Source organism: Roseivivax sp. THAF30 (genome assembly GCF_009363575.1).
Taxonomy (GTDB): Bacteria; Pseudomonadota; Alphaproteobacteria; order Rhodobacterales; family Rhodobacteraceae; genus Roseivivax; species Roseivivax halotolerans.
In genome coordinates this window covers 2,160,621-2,180,459 of sequence record NZ_CP045389.1, presented here as the reverse complement: position 1 = coordinate 2,180,459, position 19,839 = coordinate 2,160,621, and the positions used below count along the sequence as shown (strand labels likewise).

Annotated in this window: 21 protein-coding genes; 10 read left to right on the top strand and 11 right to left on the bottom strand. The window is 65.4% G+C overall.

The genetic code is table 11. The annotated features are described in order from the left end of the window. Positions 1–30: 30 nt before the first annotated feature. On the top strand, positions 31–393 hold the full coding sequence (locus FIU91_RS10605; protein ID WP_152462426.1) for a VOC family protein: 363 nt from the start codon (positions 31–33) through the stop codon (positions 391–393). 4 nt (positions 394–397) lie between these two features. Here the strand turns inward: FIU91_RS10605 and FIU91_RS10600 are convergent, their stop codons facing one another. Further along, positions 398–1,603 carry a cytochrome b/b6 domain-containing protein gene (locus tag FIU91_RS10600; protein ID WP_152462425.1) on the bottom strand — a complete coding sequence of 402 codons (1,206 nt, stop codon included), beginning with the start codon at positions 1,601–1,603 and terminating at the stop codon, positions 398–400. 182 nt (positions 1,604–1,785) lie between these two features. On the opposite strand from FIU91_RS10600, the gene fabD reads away from it, so the two are divergent. From fabD to FIU91_RS10585, 3 genes are all read left to right on the top strand, one after another. Next, positions 1,786–2,715, top strand: coding sequence for an ACP S-malonyltransferase (fabD, locus tag FIU91_RS10595; RefSeq protein ID WP_152462424.1), 930 nt, complete (start codon positions 1,786–1,788; stop codon positions 2,713–2,715). A 29-nt stretch (positions 2,716–2,744) separates the two neighbouring features. Further along, the gene (gene fabG, locus FIU91_RS10590; RefSeq protein WP_152462423.1) at positions 2,745–3,482 is read left to right on the top strand and encodes a 3-oxoacyl-ACP reductase FabG; all 738 of its coding nucleotides are present in this window, start codon (positions 2,745–2,747) and stop codon (positions 3,480–3,482) included. A 195-nt stretch (positions 3,483–3,677) separates the two neighbouring features. Next, positions 3,678–3,911 (top strand): acyl carrier protein, encoded by a 234-nt coding sequence (locus FIU91_RS10585; RefSeq protein ID WP_093009818.1) that lies wholly within the window; start codon positions 3,678–3,680, stop codon positions 3,909–3,911. A 66-nt stretch (positions 3,912–3,977) separates the two neighbouring features. On the opposite strand, the gene FIU91_RS10580 is transcribed toward FIU91_RS10585, so the two are convergent. The 3 genes from FIU91_RS10580 to mazG form a co-directional block, all read right to left on the bottom strand. Beyond that, complete coding sequence (locus FIU91_RS10580; protein ID WP_172974990.1) at positions 3,978–4,421, bottom strand: GNAT family N-acetyltransferase; 444 nt, start codon at positions 4,419–4,421, stop codon at positions 3,978–3,980. Positions 4,422–4,425: 4 nt separating this feature from the next. Further along, entirely contained in the window at positions 4,426–5,397 is a 972-nt protein-coding gene (locus tag FIU91_RS10575) for a YihY/virulence factor BrkB family protein (RefSeq protein ID WP_152462421.1), read from the bottom strand. Positions 5,398–5,598: 201 nt separating this feature from the next. Next, entirely contained in the window at positions 5,599–6,423 is an 825-nt protein-coding gene (gene mazG / locus FIU91_RS10570) for a nucleoside triphosphate pyrophosphohydrolase (RefSeq protein ID WP_152462420.1), read from the bottom strand. A gap of 64 nt (positions 6,424–6,487) precedes the next feature. Here mazG and FIU91_RS10565 point away from each other — a divergent pair, with 64 nt between their 5' ends. From FIU91_RS10565 to FIU91_RS10555, 3 genes are read left to right on the top strand one after another with little or no spacing between them, the layout of a single operon-like run. Then, complete coding sequence (locus tag FIU91_RS10565) at positions 6,488–7,654, top strand: amidohydrolase (protein ID WP_152462419.1); 1,167 nt, start codon at positions 6,488–6,490, stop codon at positions 7,652–7,654. Positions 7,655–7,686: 32 nt separating this feature from the next. Next, positions 7,687–8,655, top strand: a complete 969-nt coding sequence (gene speB, locus FIU91_RS10560; RefSeq protein WP_152462418.1) for an agmatinase — start codon at positions 7,687–7,689, stop codon at positions 8,653–8,655. 40 nt (positions 8,656–8,695) lie between these two features. Next, entirely contained in the window at positions 8,696–9,106 is a 411-nt protein-coding gene (locus FIU91_RS10555) for a DUF1499 domain-containing protein (protein ID WP_172975059.1), read from the top strand. On the opposite strand, the gene FIU91_RS10550 is transcribed toward FIU91_RS10555, so the two are convergent. Beyond that, positions 9,041–9,367, bottom strand: coding sequence for a hypothetical protein (locus tag FIU91_RS10550; protein WP_371418155.1), 327 nt, complete (start codon positions 9,365–9,367; stop codon positions 9,041–9,043). The two genes, FIU91_RS10555 and FIU91_RS10550, sit on opposite strands and share 66 nt — an antisense overlap. 96 nt (positions 9,368–9,463) lie before the next feature. On the opposite strand from FIU91_RS10550, the gene prfA reads away from it, so the two are divergent. The 3 genes from prfA to FIU91_RS10535 all read left to right on the top strand — a co-directional run bounded on the left by prfA (position 9,464) and on the right by FIU91_RS10535 (position 12,315). Beyond that, the gene (gene prfA / locus FIU91_RS10545) at positions 9,464–10,513 is read left to right on the top strand and encodes a peptide chain release factor 1 (RefSeq protein WP_152462417.1); all 1,050 of its coding nucleotides are present in this window, start codon (positions 9,464–9,466) and stop codon (positions 10,511–10,513) included. Further along, complete coding sequence (gene prmC, locus FIU91_RS10540; protein ID WP_152462416.1) at positions 10,510–11,343, top strand: peptide chain release factor N(5)-glutamine methyltransferase; 834 nt, start codon at positions 10,510–10,512, stop codon at positions 11,341–11,343. Before prfA ends, prmC begins: the two co-directional genes overlap by 4 nt. 255 nt (positions 11,344–11,598) lie before the next feature. Next, positions 11,599–12,315, top strand: coding sequence for a DUF4167 domain-containing protein (locus FIU91_RS10535; protein ID WP_152462415.1), 717 nt, complete (start codon positions 11,599–11,601; stop codon positions 12,313–12,315). A gap of 51 nt (positions 12,316–12,366) precedes the next feature. On the opposite strand, the gene rsmA is transcribed toward FIU91_RS10535, so the two are convergent. The 6 genes from rsmA to lptF are packed head-to-tail and all read right to left on the bottom strand — an operon-like array spanning position 12,367 to position 19,762. Then, positions 12,367–13,215, bottom strand: coding sequence for a 16S rRNA (adenine(1518)-N(6)/adenine(1519)-N(6))-dimethyltransferase RsmA (rsmA, locus tag FIU91_RS10530; protein WP_152462414.1), 849 nt, complete (start codon positions 13,213–13,215; stop codon positions 12,367–12,369). After that, positions 13,212–14,183, bottom strand: coding sequence for a 4-hydroxythreonine-4-phosphate dehydrogenase PdxA (gene pdxA / locus FIU91_RS10525; protein ID WP_152462413.1), 972 nt, complete (start codon positions 14,181–14,183; stop codon positions 13,212–13,214). Before pdxA ends, rsmA begins: the two co-directional genes overlap by 4 nt. Next, positions 14,180–15,412 (bottom strand): peptidylprolyl isomerase, encoded by a 1,233-nt coding sequence (locus FIU91_RS10520; protein WP_152462412.1) that lies wholly within the window; start codon positions 15,410–15,412, stop codon positions 14,180–14,182. Before FIU91_RS10520 ends, pdxA begins: the two co-directional genes overlap by 4 nt. Continuing rightward, a complete protein-coding gene (locus tag FIU91_RS10515) occupies positions 15,397–17,538 on the bottom strand; it encodes an LPS-assembly protein LptD (RefSeq protein ID WP_172974989.1) in 2,142 nt (713 codons plus the stop codon). Before FIU91_RS10515 ends, FIU91_RS10520 begins: the two co-directional genes overlap by 16 nt. Beyond that, entirely contained in the window at positions 17,538–18,635 is a 1,098-nt protein-coding gene (lptG, locus tag FIU91_RS10510; RefSeq protein ID WP_152462410.1) for an LPS export ABC transporter permease LptG, read from the bottom strand. The genes FIU91_RS10515 and lptG overlap by 1 nt, the downstream gene beginning before the upstream one ends. Continuing rightward, the gene (gene lptF, locus FIU91_RS10505; RefSeq protein ID WP_152462409.1) at positions 18,632–19,762 is read right to left on the bottom strand and encodes an LPS export ABC transporter permease LptF; all 1,131 of its coding nucleotides are present in this window, start codon (positions 19,760–19,762) and stop codon (positions 18,632–18,634) included. The genes lptG and lptF overlap by 4 nt, the downstream gene beginning before the upstream one ends. Positions 19,763–19,839: the final 77 nt, after the last annotated feature.

Sequence of the window (19,839 nt, the reverse complement as noted above, 5' to 3'; positions counted from 1 at the left end):
ACGCTACGCAGGTCATTCAAAGGATGCCGCATGCCGCCCCTCGGTCGCCTCGTGATCTACACGCGTAAAGAAGAGGCGATGATCGACTTCTATACCCGTCTGTTCGGGTTTTCCGTGCACCGTTCCGACGGCGATCGGATCGTCGAGCTCAGACCCGGAGAGGACGGGGCCGCCCTGCTACTCCATCCATTGTCCAAAGGGCAGAAGGAGGGGCAGGCGTTGGTCAAGCTGGTCTTCGATGTGGCGGATGTGGCGGCCTTCTGCGCGACGGCGAAGGAGGCAGGGTACACGTTTGGCACCCTCCATCAGGCAGACGGCTACATCTTCGCCAACATCAAGGATCCGTCCGGCAATTCCGTCTCGGTGTCCAGCAGGGCGTTTGCCGGCCCGTGAGCGGCTATTCCGCCTCTTGGCTGCGCCGCGCGGTCAGCTGAACGCGGACCTCGACGTCGAAGGCAAGCTGGCTTTCGTCCTGCATGTTCTCACCCACGCCGTAATTCCGCCGGTCGAGCGTCAGACGCCCGCTCATATCCGCGACATCGTCCTCGATCCGCAAGGAAAAGGGCATAGTCACCGGTACCGTCTGGTCCTTGATCGTCAGAGTGCCTTGCGCCTCGTATTCGTCGGAGACCTTGACGAGATCGGCCTCGAAGACCGCGCGCGGATGCTCTTCGGCAGCAAGGAAGTCCGATCCTTTCGCCTGGCTCGTGACCGATCCGAGCGTCAGGGAGCCGACGGCAATCTCGACGCGCACATCGCCCCAAATGCCCGGCTCATCCTGCTGCTCGAAGGTGATGTCGGCGGTCCAGTCGGCGAACTGCCCTTCGACCTCGGAGCCGTTCTGCACGACGACGATCGCAAGCGTGCCGTCTTCCACGGTCCAGTCCGATGCGACCTCCTCAAGCTCGGTGCCGCCCGCTTCGGCCTCGGGCGCGAACCAGCCTGCCGCGCCTGCACCGCCGAGAACGACGGCCCAGACAGCGAGCGCCGCGAAGGCGGGTGCGACGTGGCCGTGACCTTCCCCCTCAGCCGCCGCTTCGGTCCTGCCGGGCAACATGCGGGCGAGCGTCGCGTCGCGGTCGAGGAAATGGTGCTTGAGCGCGCCGAGGATGTGCAGCGCCAGCGTCACCCAGAGCACGATATTGAAGAGGTAATGCAATGTTCCGAAGATGCGTGCGACCTCTGGCGAGTTCGGGATGAAGGGCAGATCCTGTCCGAACGGCCACCAGATCGGCGCGAAGCCTTCCGTCGCCGCGTGATAGCCCCAGCCGGTGAGCGGGATGAGGATGATCGAGCCATAGAGCAGCCAATGCGCGGCATCGGCGGCAAAGGTCTCGGCCCGCCATTCGGGATGGAGGGGCGCGGGCTTCGGCTGCGTCAGCGCCCAGATCACCCGCAGAATCGCTACCGCAAACACCGTCAGCCCCAGCGTCTTGTGGATCGAGAAGATCGTCGACTTGAGCGCGATCTCGGCCTCGGTCGATTGCGGCAACCGCTCACCCCAGAGACCGAGCGCGATATTCGCGATCATGCCGAGGGCGACGATCCAGTGAAACGACTTGGCGACGGAGCCATAGCGGGCGACGGTATTTGTGGCGGGCATTGTCTCGGATCCTGTTCCTGTCGAACGCAGAGCTAGCGGAAGTTTCGCGAACAGCAATCGCGCCTCCACGCACATCAGATGCGCACGACGTTGCGCCCGCTGTCTCGTCCAGCTACACCGCCGCGACACTTTATCCCGGCCCTGAGGAGCGGCCGGTGGGCAATCAGGGGAGGCCGCAGCGCATGAGCCGAGCATTCATCTTTCCAGGGCAGGGCAGCCAGGCCATCGGCATGGGTCGCGAGCTGGCGGAGGCCTATCCCGCCGCCCGCGCTGTGTTCGACGAGGTCGATGACGCGCTCGGGGCGAAGCTTTCCGCCCTCATCTGGGAAGGCGATGCGGAGACGCTCACGCTGACCGAGAACGCCCAACCCGCGCTGATGGCGACGTCGCTGGCGGCGATGCGTGTGCTCGAGGCAGAGGGCGCGTCGGTGACAGACGCCGCTTTCGTCGCCGGTCACTCGCTTGGGGAATATTCCGCGCTCGCGGCGGCAGGGGCGCTCGGGATCGCCGATTGCGCGCGGCTCCTGCGGATCCGGGGCCGCGCCATGCAGGACGCCGTGCCGGTCGGGCAGGGCGCAATGGCCGCCATCCTCGGGCTCGACATCGAGGCGGTGCAGGCGCTCGCGGCGGAGGCGGCAGAAGGTGCGGTCTGCCAGGCCGCAAATGACAACGATCCCGCGCAGGTGGTGATCTCGGGCGAGAAAGCCGCGGTGGAGCGCGCGGCGGCCCTGGCCAAGGAAAAGGGCGCGAAACGCGCGCTGATGCTGCCGGTCTCCGCGCCGTTCCATTCGGCGCTGATGCAGCCCGCGGCTCAGGTCATGCGGGACGCGCTCGCCGAAGTGCCGATGCAGGCACCCGCCGTGCCGCTCGTCGCCAATGTGCGCGCCGAGGCCGTCAGCGATCCTGACGAGATCCGCGCGCTTCTCGTGGAGCAGGTCACCGGCGCGGTCCGCTGGCGCGAAAGCGTCGCCTTCATGGCCGATAAGGGCGTGACCCAATTCTGGGAGATCGGCGCGGGCAAGGCGCTCTCCGGTATGGTTCGGCGCATTGCCAAGGAGGCCGAGACCCGCAATATCGGCGTGCCCGGCGACGTCGCCGCCGCGCTCGGCTGAGACGAGACATCATCAAGGAAAGGCGAGACATGTTCGACCTGACAGGAAAAACCGCCCTCATCACCGGCGCGTCCGGCGGCATCGGCGGAGAGATCGCGCGCGCGCTCTACAATGCGGGTGCGAGTGTGGGTCTGTCCGGCACCCGCGAAGAGCCGCTTCAGCGCCTCGCCGAGGAATTGGGCGAGCGCGCGCATGTGCTGCCCTGCAACCTTTCGGATGCCGAGGCCGTGACAGCGCTGCCGAAGCAGGCCGCCGAAGCGATGGGCGGGGTCGATATCCTCGTGAACAATGCCGGCATCACCCGCGACAACATCTTCATGCGGATGTCGGACGAGGAATGGCAAAACGTGCTCGACGTGAACCTGACCGCCACGTTCCGCCTTTGCAAAGGCGTGATGCGGGGCATGATGAAGGCGCGTTGGGGCCGGATCGTGAACATCTCCTCGATCGTCGGCGCGACCGGCAATCCGGGGCAGGCGAACTATGCCGCCGCGAAAGCGGGTATGGTCGGCATGTCCAAAAGCCTCGCCTACGAGGTCGCAACCCGCGGGATCACCGTCAACGCCATCGCGCCGGGCTTCATCGAGACGGCGATGACGGGCAAGCTGAACGACGATCAGAAGGCGCAGATCATGGGCCAGATCCCGATGGGCCGCATGGGCACGCCCGAGGAGATCGCCGCGGCTGTCCTGTACCTGGCGAGCCCCGAGGCTGGATACGTGACCGGCACGACGCTGCACGTGAATGGCGGCATGGCCATGCTCTAGCCAAGGCTTGACGCGCCGGGCCGAAAGCGTTTGCCATGCCGGTATGCTGTGCTATAGGCGCACGCAGTTTGGAACCGGGGCAGGCTCTAGGGCCGAACGACCCGCAGAACCGCCCGTGACAAGGGGCAATCATCGCGCGGAACACCGCGCGAGCTTATTGGGCCAAGTCGCCCGGAAAACGATGAGGAAGTGACAATGAGCGACATCGAAGATCGCGTGCGCAAGATTGTGGTCGAGCATCTTGGCGTCGAGGAAGAGAAAGTGACCGAGAACGCCTCGTTCATCGACGATCTGGGCGCAGACAGCCTCGACACGGTCGAGCTGGTCATGGCCTTCGAAGAAGAATTCGGCATCGAGATTCCGGACGACGCCGCCGAAACGATCCAGACCTTCGGCGATGCGGTCAAGTTCATCAAGGAAGCTGCCTGACGGCGCGATCCTTGCCAGAATTTCGGGAAACGGCGTCTCATCGAGGCGCCGTTTTTCTTTGTGCGCTCAGAGCTTCTTGGTGAAGAACACCCGGTCGAACCCGTCCATCTTCGCGCGGTGCGTCTCTTCGAAGCCGAGGCGCGGGTAATACGTGAGGTTCCGTGTCATCGCGGCGTTGGTGTAGAGCTTGAGCTCCCGCGCGCCGTTCTGCCTCGCCCAATCCTCGGCGGCGGCGACAAGCCGGGTGCCGGTGCCGCTGCCTTGCACGCCGGGCAGGACCGCCAGCGTGTCGAGCCAGATCTCGCGGCCCCGTATTTCGAGGACGGCAACGCCGGTGATCTCTGCCTTCTCGGCGAGGATGACGCGTCCCGCACGGATCGCGGTAGCATATTCCGCATCCATAGGCGCGGGTCGCTTGCCGATGATCTCCGTGTAGGGCGCGAAGGCCGCGCGCACGACCTCCTCGAGCCTGTCCAGATCTTTGATCCGAGCGCTCCGCAGACGCGCCACGGCGCTATTCTCCGAGGTCGACCGTGGCGCTGTAGCGCTCGGGGTAGCGGTCGGCCTTGGCGGCACCGCGTTGCCCTTCGGGTCGATCCTTGCCAGCCGTGGAATCTCGGCGGGTCTGGAATTCAAGCTCGGCGTTCACCTCCGCGCCGAGAAGGATGATGAAGGCCGAAAGCCACATCCATGTCAGCAGGATGATGACGCCGCCCAACGCCCCATAGGTTTCGTTGTAGGTTGCGAAGTTCTGCGCGTAGACCGAGAAGCCCATCGTTCCCAGCATCCAGAGCAGCGTTGCCAGCACCGAGCCGGGAAGGATCCACCGCCATTTCGCCGCGCGCCGAGAGGGCGCATACCGGTAGAGAAACGACAGCCCGCCAACCGACATGATGGCGAGGAGGATGAACTGCGCGGCCAGGACGAGAAATTCGACGTTCTGCGAGACGCCGACGAACGCCAGCGCCGCAGGCGTGCCGATCATCATCGCGAGCGAGACGAGCACGCCGAAGATCAGAACGGCGGTCAGAACGTAGGCGGTGAGGTTGAGACGCACGAAACCGCGCCGTTCCTTCTCTCCGTAGGCGACGTTGATCCCGGCCATCAGGGTCTTCACACCGCGCGTGGCGCCATAGATCGCGAGAAGAAGCGACAGGATCGACAAAAGCCCCGTCGTGCCATCCGAGCCGCCCGTAACCTGCACGACCTGGTCCTGAATGATCGTCGCCGCGTTTTCGGGCAGGAGCGCGGCGAGCTCATCGAGCTCTGCTGCGACATCTTCCGGGTTGAGGGCATACCCGGCGATAAGGATCAGCGCCGTGACCGCAGGAAAGATCGCGAGCAGACCGAAGAACGCGACGCCCGCCGCGATCACGAGAACATTGTCGTCGATCACGTCGGTATAGACGCGCTTTAGCATGTGCCAGATCCCGCCCATCGGGATCTGAATCGGGGTCTCGGCATCCTTGCCGGGATGATGCGCCATAGTCCAACCTCTTGTCTTTGCTTGGACAGTATAGCCCCGATGCCACGCTGTGCCAGTTTCCGCCGATAGAATGAAAAAGGCCCCGGCGTCACGTCTCGCCGGGGCCCAGGGATCGACGAGTCGGAGGGAACCGAAGACGCCGAATGAAAATCCTCGTGGCCGAAGCCACGTGGAGATTGATGTCCGACTATTTTTGTCGGGTCAATCTGTTTTCTCATCGGGTGCCGATTTTTCCGCAACCTTCGCCGCGTTCCAGAGCGCGTCCATCTCCGCAAGGTCGCTGTCCTCGGGCCGTTTGCCGCGCGCCTCGAGACCTGCCTCGATAAAGCCGAAGCGCCGCTCGAACTTCGCGTTCGCCGCTCTGAGCGCCTCTTCGGGGTCGATCTGAAGGTGCCGGGCAAGATTGGCGACAACGAAAAGAAGGTCGCCGAATTCCTCTGCCCGGTGCGCGGGATCGGTCGCCTCGCGAAGCTCCTGCGCCTCCTCCACGACCTTGTCGATAACCTCGTCCGTCGCCGGCCAGTCGAACCCCACGCGCGCGGCGCGGTTCTGAAGCTTCACCGCGCGGGTGAGCGCGGGCAGACCCTTGGCGACGCCGCCGAGAACGCCGGTCTCGGCCGTCTTGGCGCGTTCTGCCGCTTTCACCGCTTCCCAGTCCTGCACCTGTTGCTCCGCGCTCTTGGCGTTCGATTCGGAGCCGAAGACGTGGGGATGACGCGCGAGCATCTTGTCGGCGATGGCGTTGGCGACGTCGTCGAAGTCGAACAACCCCCGCTCCGAGGCGATCTGCGCGTGAAAGACCGACTGGAAGAGCAGATCGCCCAGCTCGCCGCGCAGCTCGTCCCAGGCTTCGCGTTCGATGGCGTCGGCCACTTCGTAGGCTTCCTCGATCGTGTAAGGCGCGATCGTCGCGAAGGTCTGCTCCACGTCCCAGGGGCAGCCATGTTCGGGGTCGCGCAGCGCGCGCATGATCGCCAGAAGGCGGGGCATTCCGCCGTGCGGATCGCGGATCAGTGGGTCGTCCATTGCTCTCGGCCTCGCGATGGGGTTCTGTCCTTTGGATGGCGGAAGCCCGCAAAGGAGTCCAGCAATGCCCCCCGTGAACCGTATCGCCGAATTTGCCCCCGACATGGCCGCGTGGAGGCAGCACCTGCATGCGTATCCCGAACTGTCCTTCGACTGCTTCGAGACCGCCGCTTTCGTCGCCGCGCGCCTGCGCGAATTCGGCGTCGACGAGATCCATGAGGGCATCGCGAAAACGGGCGTCGTCGCCGTGATCGAAGGGACGGGGCCGGGGCCGGTCACGGGGCTGCGGGCCGATATGGACGCGCTGCCCATGACCGAAGAGACCGGGGCCGCCCATGCCTCGACCGTGCCGGGCAAGATGCATGCCTGCGGCCATGACGGGCACACGGCGATGCTTCTCGGAGCGGCTCGGTATCTGGCCGAAACACGCAATTTCGCGGGCCGTGTCGTCCTGCTCTTCCAGCCCGCCGAGGAGGGCGGCGGTGGCGGCGGCGTCATGGTCGAGGAAGGCGTCATGGACCGCTTCGGCATCGAGGAGGTCTACGCGATCCATACCGATCCCTCGAGCGCGGAGGGTCGTTTCTCGACCCGGACCGGCCCGATCATGGCGGCTGTCGACGATTTCACGATCACCCTGACCGGCAAGGGCGGACACGCCGCGCGGCCGCACGGCACGCTCGATCCGATCCCGGCGGCGATGGGGCTCGGTCTGCAGATGCAGACGATCGCGTCGCGCAACACCGATCCGATGGCTCAGATCGTCGTTTCGATCACGCAGATCCATGCGGGTTCGGCGATGAACGTGATCCCCGAGAAGGCGGTGATCTGCGGCACTGTCCGCACCTTCGACAGCGCCGTGCGCGACATGGCCGAGCGGCGCATCCGCACCCTTGCCGAAGCGGCGGCGATGGGATCGGAGCTCTCGCTCGAGATCGATTACGACCGGTCCTATCCGCCGACGGTCAATCATGCCGACCAGGTCGCCTTCGCGGTGAACGTGGCACGCGAGATCGCCGGCGGGGCGGGTGTCGACGACAATACCGCGCCGGTGATGAGCGCAGAGGATTTTTCCTACATGCTGGAGGCGCGGCCGGGGGCTTATGTGAAGCTCGGGCAGGGGATCGGTCATGGGGTGCATCACCCGAAATTCGATTTCAACGATGCGGTCGCGCCGCTGGGCGCATCCTTCTTCGTGCGCCTCGTTGAAGCCCGTCACGGCCGCGCGGCCTGACGCAGGACGAGACGCCCAAAGAGGAGAACGGCATGGCCCTTGAAGACGCAAAGACACAGATCGACCACGCGGTGACGCGGACGGACCCGCGCGGGCTGACCTACGAGAATGCCTTCGGCGGCGCGCCCTCGTTCCTGCGACGGCTCTACTCCAAGGATCTGACGGGCTTCGACATCGCGGTGACTGGCATCCCCTTCGACCAGGCGGTGACCAACCGGCCGGGCTGCCGCTTCGGTCCGCGCGCGATCCGGGAGGCCTCGAGCCTGCAGCCCTTCGATCCGCCCTATGGCTGGGACGGGTTCGATCCGCTGACGGAGTTCGCCATTGCCGACTACGGAGACATGCCGTTCGACTATGCCAAGACGCAGGACGTGCCCGCCGCGATCGAGGCGCATATCGGCGCCATCCTTGGCGAAGGCGTCGCGGCGATCACTCTGGGCGGCGATCATTTCGTGACGCTGCCGATCCTGCGCGCCCATGCGGCGCGGCACGGGCCGGTCTCTCTCATCCAGTTCGACGCGCATTCGGACAGCTGGGTCGATGATGATCCCGATCGCATCGATCACGGCACTTTCGTCTACAAGGCGGTCAAGGAAGGTCTGATCGATCCGGGCCATTCCGTCGCCGTGGGCATCCGCACCACCAATCCCGACACGATGGGCGTCAACATCCTCGATGCGCGCTTCGTCCATGAGAACGGGCCCGCAGTGACCGCTGCCCGGATCCGCGAAATGGTCGGCGACCGCCCCGCTTACGTGACCTTCGACATCGATTGCCTCGATCCGGCTTTTGCGCCCGGCACCGGGACGCCTGTCTGGGGCGGTCTCAGCTCCGGGCAGGCCGCGATCTGCCTGCGGGATCTTGCCGGTTTGAACGTCATCGGCGGCGATGTGGTTGAGGTCTCGCCACCCTACGATACGTCTGGATCAACCGCGGTCGCGGGCGCGCATGTCGCGATGGAGCTCATTTGCCTCTGGGGGTGGACCCGCAGGGGCGTATAGCGCGTTCCCCGGCCAGACACAGACGGAGTGGCCTTTCGTGCTGAAATATATCTTGATCCTTCTCATCCTCGCCGCAATCGGCGGGGCCGTGTTCATCCGGTTCGCACCGTCCGACCCCGAGGTCTGGCACGTTGATCCGCAAGTGAGCGCAGATCAGGACCTGGCGCAGGGCGTGCGCCGGCGTATCCCGGGCGGCGAAGAGCGCATGGCCGAGCTTGACAGGATCATCCTGTCGACGCCCCGGACCGAGCTTCTGGCCGGCAGCGTCGAGGAGGGTCGGATCACCTATATCACGCGGTCCAAGTGGATGGGCTTCCCCGATTACACCACGATCCAGCAAGACGGTGACGTGATCGAGCTCTATGCGCGGCTGCGTTTCGGCCAGTCAGATATGGGGGTCAACAAGGCGCGCGTCGAAGGCTGGCTGAACGAACTCGGGCCGCAGGGATAACCCGCTCGACAGGCACCCTTCGCGGATCTCGCGCCACATTGGATTGTTGAGCGACATCTGGCACTGCGCGAGGAAGTCGCGTCCGTCCACGCTGAGGCAGATCACCTCGCCCAGCTCCACCCGGTCGCCTTCGCTGTCCGTGCAGTAGCAGGGGATCGTGCGCCCGGAAGGTCCGGTCACATCGGCCAGAGCCGGGCCGCCGAGGGCGGCCAGAAAAAGCGCCGCGCGGATCATTTCAACAGGATGCGGCGCTTCGGCCATTCGATCAAGATTTATTGCCTCTCGGCAGGGCACACGCCTCTGCCCTCAGCGCAGGCGGGCTTGACCCTGCCGAGCCGATACGCAAACACGCAAAGCATGATCCCCGAAGACCGCCTCAGACAGATCACCGACCGGTTCGAATATCTCGAGGCGCGCATGGCCGAGGGAGGTGGCGACATCGCCGCGCTGGGGCGTGAATATGCCGAGCTGAAGCCTGTGGTCGATGCCATCGCTCAATGGCGGGCGCTCGAGGCGGGGATCGCCGAAGCCCACGCTATGCTCGACGATGCCGAGATGGCTGAACTTGCCGAGGCAGAGCTGACCGAGCTCGAGGCGCGCAGGCCTGCCGTTGAGGAGGCCTTGCAGATCGCGCTTCTGCCCAAGGACGCCGCCGATGCGCGGCCCGCCATCCTCGAGATCCGGCCCGGCACCGGAGGCGAGGAGGCGGCACTCTTCGCCGGTGATCTCTTGCGGATGTATCAGCGCTACGCCGAGGCGCGCGGCTGGCGGTTCGAATCCATCGAGGAGCAATTGACCGAGCTTGGCGGCGTGAAGGAAGTCGTCGCCCGGATCGAAGGACAGGATGTCTTCGCGCGGCTCAAATTCGAATCCGGCGTGCATCGCGTGCAGCGCGTGCCGGCGACCGAGAGCGGCGGGCGGATCCATACCTCCGCCGCCACGGTCGCGGTTCTGCCCGAGGCGGCTGACGTGGATATTGCCATCGATCCGAACGAGATCCGGATCGACACGATGCGCGCATCCGGGGCAGGGGGGCAGCACGTCAACACCACCGACAGCGCCGTCAGGATCACGCATATCCCGACCGGGATCGTGGTGACCTCGTCCGAGAAATCCCAGCACCGCAACCGCGAGATCGCCATGCAGGTCCTTCGCACGCGGCTCTTCGATGCCGAGCGGCAGAAGGCGGCGTCGGAACGCTCCGACTTGCGGCGCGCGCAGGTGGGCTCGGGCGATCGGTCCGAACGCATTCGCACCTACAATTTCCCGCAAGGACGGCTGACCGACCACCGGATCAACCTCACGCTCTACAAGCTCGATCAGGTCATGGCCGGAGATCTAGACGAGGTGACGGATGCGCTCATCCAGGACGCGCAGGCGACGCTTCTGGCGGAGATGGGCGCATGACCGGGGCGGAGCTTCTGGCAGAGGCGACGCGCGCGCTCAGTGCTGCGGAGATTCCCGATCCCGGCCGCGATGCGCGGCGGCTTCTGGCGCATGTTCTGAAGGTGCCGCCCGTCCGGCTGACGCTGTTTCTGCCTGAACCGGTCGATCCCGAACTGACGGTCATCTACAGGGTCATGGTGGAGCGGCGCTGCGAAAACGTTCCGATCTCGCAACTGACCGGACGGCGGATGTTCTACGGGCGGGAATTCCTTGTCACGCGCGATGTGCTCGACCCGCGCCCCGAAACGGAAATCCTCGTGGAGGCAGCGCTTGGCGGGCCGGTCACGCGCTTTCTCGACCTCGGCACGGGCTCGGGCTGCATTGCGCTGAGCCTTGCCGCCGAGGTGCCCGAGGCGACGGGAATCGCCACGGACCTCTCGCGCGATGCGATCGAGGTGGCGTTCTGGAACCGCAACGCCTTGGGGCTGACGGATCGGGTCGCTTTTCTGGAAGGCTCCTGGTTCGCGCCGCTCGCAGCAGATCAGCGCTTCGATCTCATCGTGTCCAACCCGCCTTACATCTCCGCGGCCGAGATGGCGGGGCTCGCGCCGGATGTGCGGGATCACGAGCCGCGCATGGCGCTCAGCGATGACGGCGACGGGCTCACGGCTTACCGCGCGATTGCAAGCGGCGCGGCGCGGCATCTTGTGCCGGGCGGTCGGCTTCTTCTGGAAATCGGCTGGTCGCAGGGCGATGCCGTGCGCGCGCTTCTGCACGACGCCGGCCTCTCGGGCATAGAGGTTTTGCCCGATCTCGATGGGCGCGACCGGGTCGTCGCCGCGCGCCTTTGACGGCGGGAAACTGCGTTTTCCACAAGGGAATGTGGCTGAAAGGCGCTTTTTCGGGTGAGAACCGGCATTTTTTGGCAATCTCCCCTTGTTAAAGCGCAGGTCACATGTTTACTCATTCATCAGTCGGGCATCGGCTTTGACGGATTTTCCGTCGCGCCCGACGATTAAGCCAGACAAAAAGGTGATCCAGCCAGGCAGGCGTCCAAGACGCCGGAGGATCACGAACCACAGTCGGATACAGGACTGACCTGAGTTATGAGATCATCGAAATCACGGTCCCGGTCGAAGAACAATCGCAACCGGAACTCGATGGGGAACGTCGTCAACCGCGTCTTTGACTCGAGCGGTCCGGACGGCAAGGTGCGTGGCACCCCCCAGCAGATCATCGACAAGTACACCCAGCTTGCGCGCGACGCGCAGCTCGGCAATGACCGCGTCGCCTTCGAGAACTTCCAGCAGCACGCTGAGCATTACCAGCGAATGCTGAGCGAGGCGCAGCGCGAGCAGGAGCAAAAGCGCGAGCAGCAGGAACGCGAGAACCGCGAACGCCAGTCCCAGCGGGACCGCGAGCGGAACGAGCGTGATGGCGACGACCAGAATTCGGGTCAGGACGGCGGCGATCAGCAGGACGGCGATCAGCGCGGCAAGAGCGAAGACGGGGCGCAGGACAATCAGTCCGGCCAGAACGATCAGCCCCGCAATGACCCGCCCCGCAAGAAGCGCGGCAAGCCTCAGAACCAGAAAACCGATCAGGGCCAGGACAGCCAGGCTCCGCAATCGAGCGACAGCGACGGGTTCTCCGAAGCCGTGGATTTCGGCGGAGGAAATGACGATTCGCACCTCGTAGAGACGCCGGAAAGCGCGGAGAAGCCCAAGGCGCGCCGCGCCTCCAAGCCGCGCAAGAAAGCGGCTGAAGCCGATACTGTCAGCGCCGAAGAGCAACCTGCATCGGACACTGCCGACAACGGGTAAGCCCGGCGGATGGTTTGACAGGAGGACCGGGCTCGGAAGGCCCGGTCTTTTTTATTGTCGAGCCGCCTGAACGCTGCGGGCGAGAGCGCAGAACGCTTCGAGCGAAATCTGCTCGGCCCGGTCGGTCGGGGCGATTCCAGCCTCTTCGAGGAGCGTCTCGATATCAGGATGCAGTCCCTTGAGGCTCGCCCGCAGCATCTTGCGCCGTTGGTTGAAGGCCCGCGCGACCACCTCTTCGAGGATCTTTGGATCGGCTGGAAAGCGCGGCTCGGGCAGGGCGGTCAGGTGCACCACGGCGGAAGAGACTTTCGGCGGCGGTGTGAACGCTCCCGGCGGCAAGGTCATCACGATCCGCGCCTCGGCGCGCCACTGCGCCAGGATCGCCAGCCGCCCGTAGGTCTTGGAGCCGGGCGCGGCGACGATCCGCTCGGCCACTTCCTTCTGGAACATCAGCGTGAGGCTTTGCCAGAAGGGCGGCCAGGCTTGCGGCGTCAGCCAGCGAACCAGAAGCTCGGTGCCTACATTGTAGGGCAGATTCGCAGCAACCGCGACGGGCGGGGTCAGATGCTCCAGCGGATCGACCTCCAGTGCATCGCCCTCGATGACGCTCAGGCGGCCGGGATAGGCGGCGGCGACCTCCTCCAGAGCCGGAATGCAGCGCCGATCCTTCTCGATGGCGAGTACCCGGCGCGCGCCTTCTGCCAGAAGACCGCGCGTCAGACCGCCGGGGCCGGGTCCGATCTCTAGGATGTCCATCTCCGGCAGCGGGCCGGCCGCCCGCGCGATCCGGGCGGTCAGGTTGAGATCCAGCAGAAAGTTCTGACCAAGCGATTTGCGTGCGCGCAGATCGTGCGCCGCGATCACGTCCCGCAAGGGTGGCAGATCGTCGATGCCGCTCATCCCCGCGCCTGCGCCATGCGCCAGGCAAGCCGCAGCGCTTCGATCGTCGAGCTGGGATTGGCGACGCCTTTTCCGGCGATGTCGAGCGCGGTGCCGTGATCGGGTGATGTGCGGACGAAGGGCAGGCCAAGGGTGACGTTCACGCCCCGGTCGAAATCCAGCGTCTTGATCGGGATGAGCGCCTGGTCGTGATACATCGCGATCGCGGCGTCGTAGCGCGCGCGCGCAGCGGCGTGGAACATCGTGTCGGCTGAAAGCGGCCCCGCGATATCCAGTCCTTCGGCGCGCAAACGGTCCAGAACCGGGGCGATTACCTCGATCTCCTCCCGTCCCATCTTGCCGCCTTCGCCCGCATGCGGGTTGAGACCCGCGACGGCGAGGCGCGGCGCGGAAATGCCGAAATCGCGGACAAGGCCGGCATGTGTGATGCGGATACGCGTGTCGAGCAGCTCTGGCGTCAGAGCCGCCGGCACCTCCGCCAGGGGAATGTGGATCGTCGCCGGGACGACGCGCAGCTGGTCCGAGGCGAGCATCATCACGACCTCGGGGCTGTCCGAGAGATGGCCCAGAAACTCCGTGTGACCGGGAAAGGCGAAGCCTGCGCCATCCGACAAAGCCTGTTTGTGGATCGGCAGCGTGCAAAGCGCGGAGGCCTTGCCGCTGGCAACGAGCGAGACGCCGCGTTCGATGGCGGCGACCACACCCTTGGCCTGTGCCGCTTGCGGCGTGCCCGGCACGCGCGGCCCGTCCATGTCGAGTGGCAGGACCGGCAGACCCGTCCGCGCCGCCTCGGCCGCATCCCGCGGCTGCGCGATTTCGACGAAGGGCGTGCCCTCGGGAAGGTGGTGCGGGGCGCCGATCAGGAAGAACGGCACGTCGCTGCCCAGGACTTCCCAGGCTGCGACGGCAAGTTCGGGGCCGATTCCCGCGGGCTCGCCGCAGGTCAGCGCAATCGGGGGCAGGCTCATTGCTGGACGATGTAGGCGTCGGCCCTGAGCTGCGCGAGATAGCCTTCGGCCAGCGCGTTGAGGCGGCGGTTGCGAAGGCCGAGCACGAGCTGCTCGCGGTCGCTATCCTCGTTCACCGCGCGGGTGCGCCCGCAGAGCATCAGCACCATGAGGTTGCCTGAGCGCGTCAGCGCGGTCGACACTTCGCCCCGGTCGAGCTTGGAAAGTTCGAAGGCGATATCGGTCGGCAGCTCGGAGGGCGGCAGGCTCTCGCGCTGGAGCCGCGAGGCGGGCTGTCCCTTGGCGATACCGTAGAGATCGTCACAGCGATCGGTCTCCGCGTCGATCACCCGCGCGCGGGCCAGGTTCTCTGGCGTCCGGCCGCCGGGCAGGTAATAGGCTGCATATTCAACGGCGGCATAGTCCGGTGCGGTATAGCCCGTCTCCTCGATACCGCGCAGCTGGAAGAGCGCGATGGCGTTGGGGATGGGCAGCGGGTCCGACACCTCGCCGGGCGCGAGACCGAGCACGATGGAGCGCAGCTGCGGCGGCAGCTCCGAGAGGTTCTGCCAGGGCAGGCGGCCGCCGTTCTGGCGCGTGGGCGTGGCGGAAAACTGCCGCGCGAACGAGGAGAATTCGCCTTCGGATTGCGACTGCGCGATGCGCGCTGCGCGCGCACGGACGGCCTGTTCCTGTCCCGGCGGTGCGGGAATGATGATCTCCGACAGGAGCACACGCACGTTTGATCCGTCCGCGCCGCTTGATGAGGCGCGGTCAAGATCGTCCTCGGACACGTTGGACTGCCCGGCAAAGCGCTGCTGCACGAGGGTCCGCCAGGACAGCCCCGCACGGACGAAGTCGCGGAAAGTCTCTTCCTCGACACCGGCCTGGGCGAGGGCCTGGATGAATTCCTCGCGGCTGAGATTGGCGCGACCGGCAAATTCGGACATGCCTTCGAGCACGTCCTCCTCTGAGGGGGTGACACCGGCACGAGCAGCGGCCTGCAGGCGCAGGCGGTCGTCGATCAGGGCCTCGCGCGCCTGTTCCTCGGTGTTGCCGGGGGCGTTCAGAACCTCCAGCATCCGGGCGCGTTGCTGGATCTCGTAATTGGTGATGACCGCGTCGTTCACCCGGATCGCCGGGGCAAAGAGGTTCTGCGCCGCCGCCGGGGCCGCCGAGAAGGCGACCGTCGCGGCCAGAAGGGTGGCCCCCAGCATGGGTTTCAGGGCGGACTTCAGAAGGTCGAGCATGTGCGACGGTACTCCTTGGCGCTGCCGCCAGTGCTGAAACCCTTCAGCGAGACGACAAGGCCGAAATCTGTGGACGGTTCAAGGTTAGTGGATGAAGCGAAGCGGCGCGAGACCGAAAGCTCCGCCGAGACGCATTCGTTCTGCCAGGTGACGCCAAGACCCGCGCGATCCGACCGGTTGTCGCTGAGATCGTAGCGCCAGTAGCCATCTGCGGACCAGGCGCGCGTGAAATCGTAGGCCGCATCGAGGGTCCATTCGGACTGGGGGTCGTCCCGGTTCTCGGCGGCATCGGCTTTGAGCAGGAGATAGGACGCCCCAAGCTCGAGCCGACGCGTCTCCCAGTCGATCCGCGCCTCGGCTTTGGAGAAATCCGCGGCATCGAAATCGAGAAGCCCGCGCCCCGAGATACGAAAGCCGCCCGCCGTCGCGAAATGCGTCGCGATCAAGAGATCGGATTCCGCCTCGCTCAGGCCAGAGGACTTTGTGAAGGCCGGATCGGCGTCATCGCGCCAGACCTGGCCGAGCGTGAGGCCCGCATCCCAGCCGATGGGATCTTGATGATGCCAGCGCACACCGAGCGCGGTGACGCGGCCCCGCTCGCGCCGGTCCGTCGAGGGAAAGCGCGAGATCGACAGAAGGTTGCCCTCGTCGAATTCCTGCCGTGTGCTTTCATCGGCTGCGGTCGTCGGACGCTCGCCGCCGGACCAGGCAATTTGCGCGAGAGGTTCGATCAGGGTTCGGGCGCCGCCCCGGCCACGCCGGATGAAGGGCCAGCGCAACTCGAGCGCGGCAGCGGGTGTCAGGACGTCAGCCTGCGGCTCCGAGGTCGCGTCCTGCGCGATCCGGATCGCATCGCCGGAGACCTGACCCAGAAGGCCGGCCCGTATGCCGCCGGGAAGGGTATAGCGATCGCGCCAGGACGCGGTCACCGAGAACTGGGCGACATCGCGTCCGTCCACGACGTTGTCCTCGTCAGGCCCATCGATGTCGAGATCAGAGGGCCGGTAATGACCGTGAGCATCGGCGTTGAGCCGGAACTCGCCCGGCACGCGGGGCAGGAAGATGCGCTGCTCGTAGGTCATGTCGAGGATCGTCGAGGGGCGCGTCTCGGTCGTGTCTTCGTCCCGCAGCGTCTCGTAGACGCTGGTCGAGGCGGAGAACGCCGTGTTCCGGTCATATCGGCTGATCTCGGCGAAGTTCTTGAGACGGTCTGCGGAGGAATAGCCGTAGACGTCGAGATAGGCATCGTCGCTCACGCTCTGGAGGCCGAAGTCGAGCTTGAAATTGCGCGGCAGGTCGAACGAGCCTTCGACAAACACATAGCTGCGTAGATCGTCGATCAGGCTGTCCCGGCTGACGGCTGTATTCACCACGATATCGCCATAGGTGAAGGCCCGCCGATAGCGCAGCTCGAGCGTGCGGCTCTCGGTCGTCAGGTACGGCGAGACGGTGACGTCCTGATGGGCTCCGATGGGAATGAAATACGGCAGTTTCGCCCCGAACCCCAGAAGCGAGGACGTGCGGACCTCGGGCGGCAGGAAGCCGCGCGCGCGGTCGAGCGTCGGATCGGGGATGCGAAGGCGCGGGAAGTAGAAGACCGGCACGTCGAGCACGCGGAACACCGCGTTGTCGAAATAGATTTGCCGCTCCTCCTCGTCATGGACAACGCGGTCCGCGCGGATGGACCAGAGCGGCGCCTGGTTGCGCCCGCAGATCTGGCACGAGGTCACCGCGACGCGGCTCAGCTGGGTATAGCGTCCGCCCAGCCTGCGTGCCTCCACGGCGGCCAGCTGAAGCTGTTCGTCTAGCACGATCCGCGCCCCTGCGAGGATGCCGTTCTCGAAGCCTTCATCCAGCGTTGCCGACGTCGCGGTCAGGACATCGCCATTGGGCTCGGTGATCCGAATCGGTCCTTCGATAGACAGCGTGCCATTGGCGTCGTCATAGACGACGCGGGAGGCGTTCAGACGGCGCCCGTCATAGATTGCCTCGACATTGCCTTGCGCGACGAGCACGTCTTCGCTTTCGACATAGACCATGTCCGCGACAAGGAGCGCCGGGTCGACGCCCTGCGCTGTCGCAGAGACGGGCCAGAGCAAGGCCAGCATGCCTATCAGCCAGCGCATCATCCGTCCTCCCGCTGCAACAAGAGCCCCATCGCCAATATGAGCGATGCGGCTGGTGGCACCCATGCCGCGACCAGCGGAGAAAGCTGACCGCTCTCTCCGAGGATTTGCGCGAAATTACGGATGTAGAAGAGGCCGAAACCGATCAGGACCGCCGACATCACCGCGATACCTGTCCGCGCGAGCCGCGCATGTTCCATCGTGAAAGCCGCACCCACGAGAACGAGGGCGACAAGGAAGAGGGGGCGGGCGAGCTCCATCTGCAGCCAGACGACATGCCGGCGCGCCGAGAACCCGGCGCGGTCAAGGTCGGAGATAAAGGCCGGCAGCGCCCAGATGGAGATCGCCGAGGGTTGGCCGAACCGGTCGCGGATGCGCTCGCGGGTGAGGCTCGACGAGATTTCCAGCTCCGACAGCATTTCGGAATTGGCTTCGGAATTGATCTCGCGGCCAAGCGGCCATGCCTTGATATCGCGTAGATGCCATGCGCCGTCGGTCAGTTCGGCCTCCTGCGCGAGCAGTCGGCGCGTCGGGCCGACCTCGTTCTGATAGCGCAGGAAGGAGACGTCATAGAGAACGGTCGCATCGGCGTTGGATCGTGCCGCGCGGATGACAGTCTGGCCACGGGCGTCGCCCTGCCTGAGCCAGAGCCCCTCGGCGCCGATCGAGATCACGTTCTGCTGGCCGTCCTCGTAGAGTTCGCGCAACTCGCTGAAGCGCTGGGACGTCGCCGCGACGATCGGATTGAGGACGGCGACCGAGATGAGCCCCACCACGAGAGCAACGAGGATCGGCCCGGCAAGCGCAACGAGCCCCGAACGCCCCGATGCGCGCGTCACAACGAGTTCCGAGGATCGGGCGAGCGCCAGGAACAGCGCCACCGAGGAGAGGATCATCACAAGCGGCAGCATTTCGTAGAGCGAGGCTGGCGCGTTCAGGAGGGTCAGATGCGCGAGCCCTCCGAAAGAGACATCCTCGTCGTCGAAGCGGCGGATCTGCTCGACGAAATCGAGCACGTATACAAAGGCCGCGACACCGCCGAGGATCGACAGGAAGGTGACGAGAAAGCGCCGCGCGAAATAGACATGCAGCTTCATGCCGGGGCCTCCGCGCGCCTGTGCCTCGGTTTTCGTGTGCGCGAGGCTTTGTGCAAAAGGTATGCGATCATCCCGAAGCCGACGAGGCTCGGCACGAAGATCGTCGTCGCAGCGCCGACGCTCGCCTCGGCGCCTCCGGCGACCGCGCTTTCGAAGAAATAGACGACGACCACCAGCCCGACCGCCAGGAACATCTGCCGCGCGACCCCGAAGCGCGAGAATTCGCCGGTCAGGAGCGCTGAGAAGCCGAGCAGTGCGCCGACCATCGCGAGAAGCGGTTGCTGGACGCGCTGGTAGAGCGCAACGAGAACTTCGGCGGGCCGTTCGCCAGTGCGCTCCATGACGCCTGAGAAATTGCTGAGCATCGCCCAGGACGATGTGGATTCGAGCCGCTGCCGGCCGAGCCCCGATTCCTCGATGAGACTGGAGACGGAATAGGTCAGATCGGCGAAGGTCGTGGTAGAAAGCGTGTCGGTATCGAGATCGAGCGTCTGGGCAAGGCCGCTCACCATGACGAGATTGGCCGGCTCATTGCCATTTCCGATCACGAAGGCACGATCGGCGGTGTAGGTGACTTCGCGGCCGGCTTGGCGGCGGTCGGACAGGAACACATCGCGCAGCTCTCCGTCCGCGGTGATCTCCCGGATATAGAACGTCACGCCCGAGGCGGGGCTCAGGAACACGCCCTCCCGCAAGAGCCGCGCCGAGGCCGCGTTGGAAATCTCCGCTTCGCGGAGGCGCAGCTGCTCGAGGCTTTGCGGCACGAGGACATGGGTGAGGATCAACATCATGAAGGCGACGAGGCAGCCGAAGACGGCGACCGGCCTGGCCAGCCGCCATGGCGAATAGCCCATCGACTGCACGACGGTCATCTCCGAGTCCGAGATCAGGCGCTGTGTGAGGTAGAGTGCTGCGACGAAGGCGGCGAGCGGCAGAACGCGCACAATCGTCGATGGCAGGGAGAGGGCGGTGAATTCGAGAACGACGTTGGCGCTATGGCCCTCGGAAACGAGTTGCTCGAACAGGATGACCGCCTGGTTGACCCAATAGACCGAAACCAGGACCAGCGCGAAAAAGCCGAACAGTACCATCAATCGAGACAGGATGTATCTGTCGAATCTCGCCACCGATCCCCCCAGACCGTCTCTTGGTTTCGCGCGACCCTAGCCGATTGGTTCGGGGCGGGAAAGGTGCCTCTGGTCAA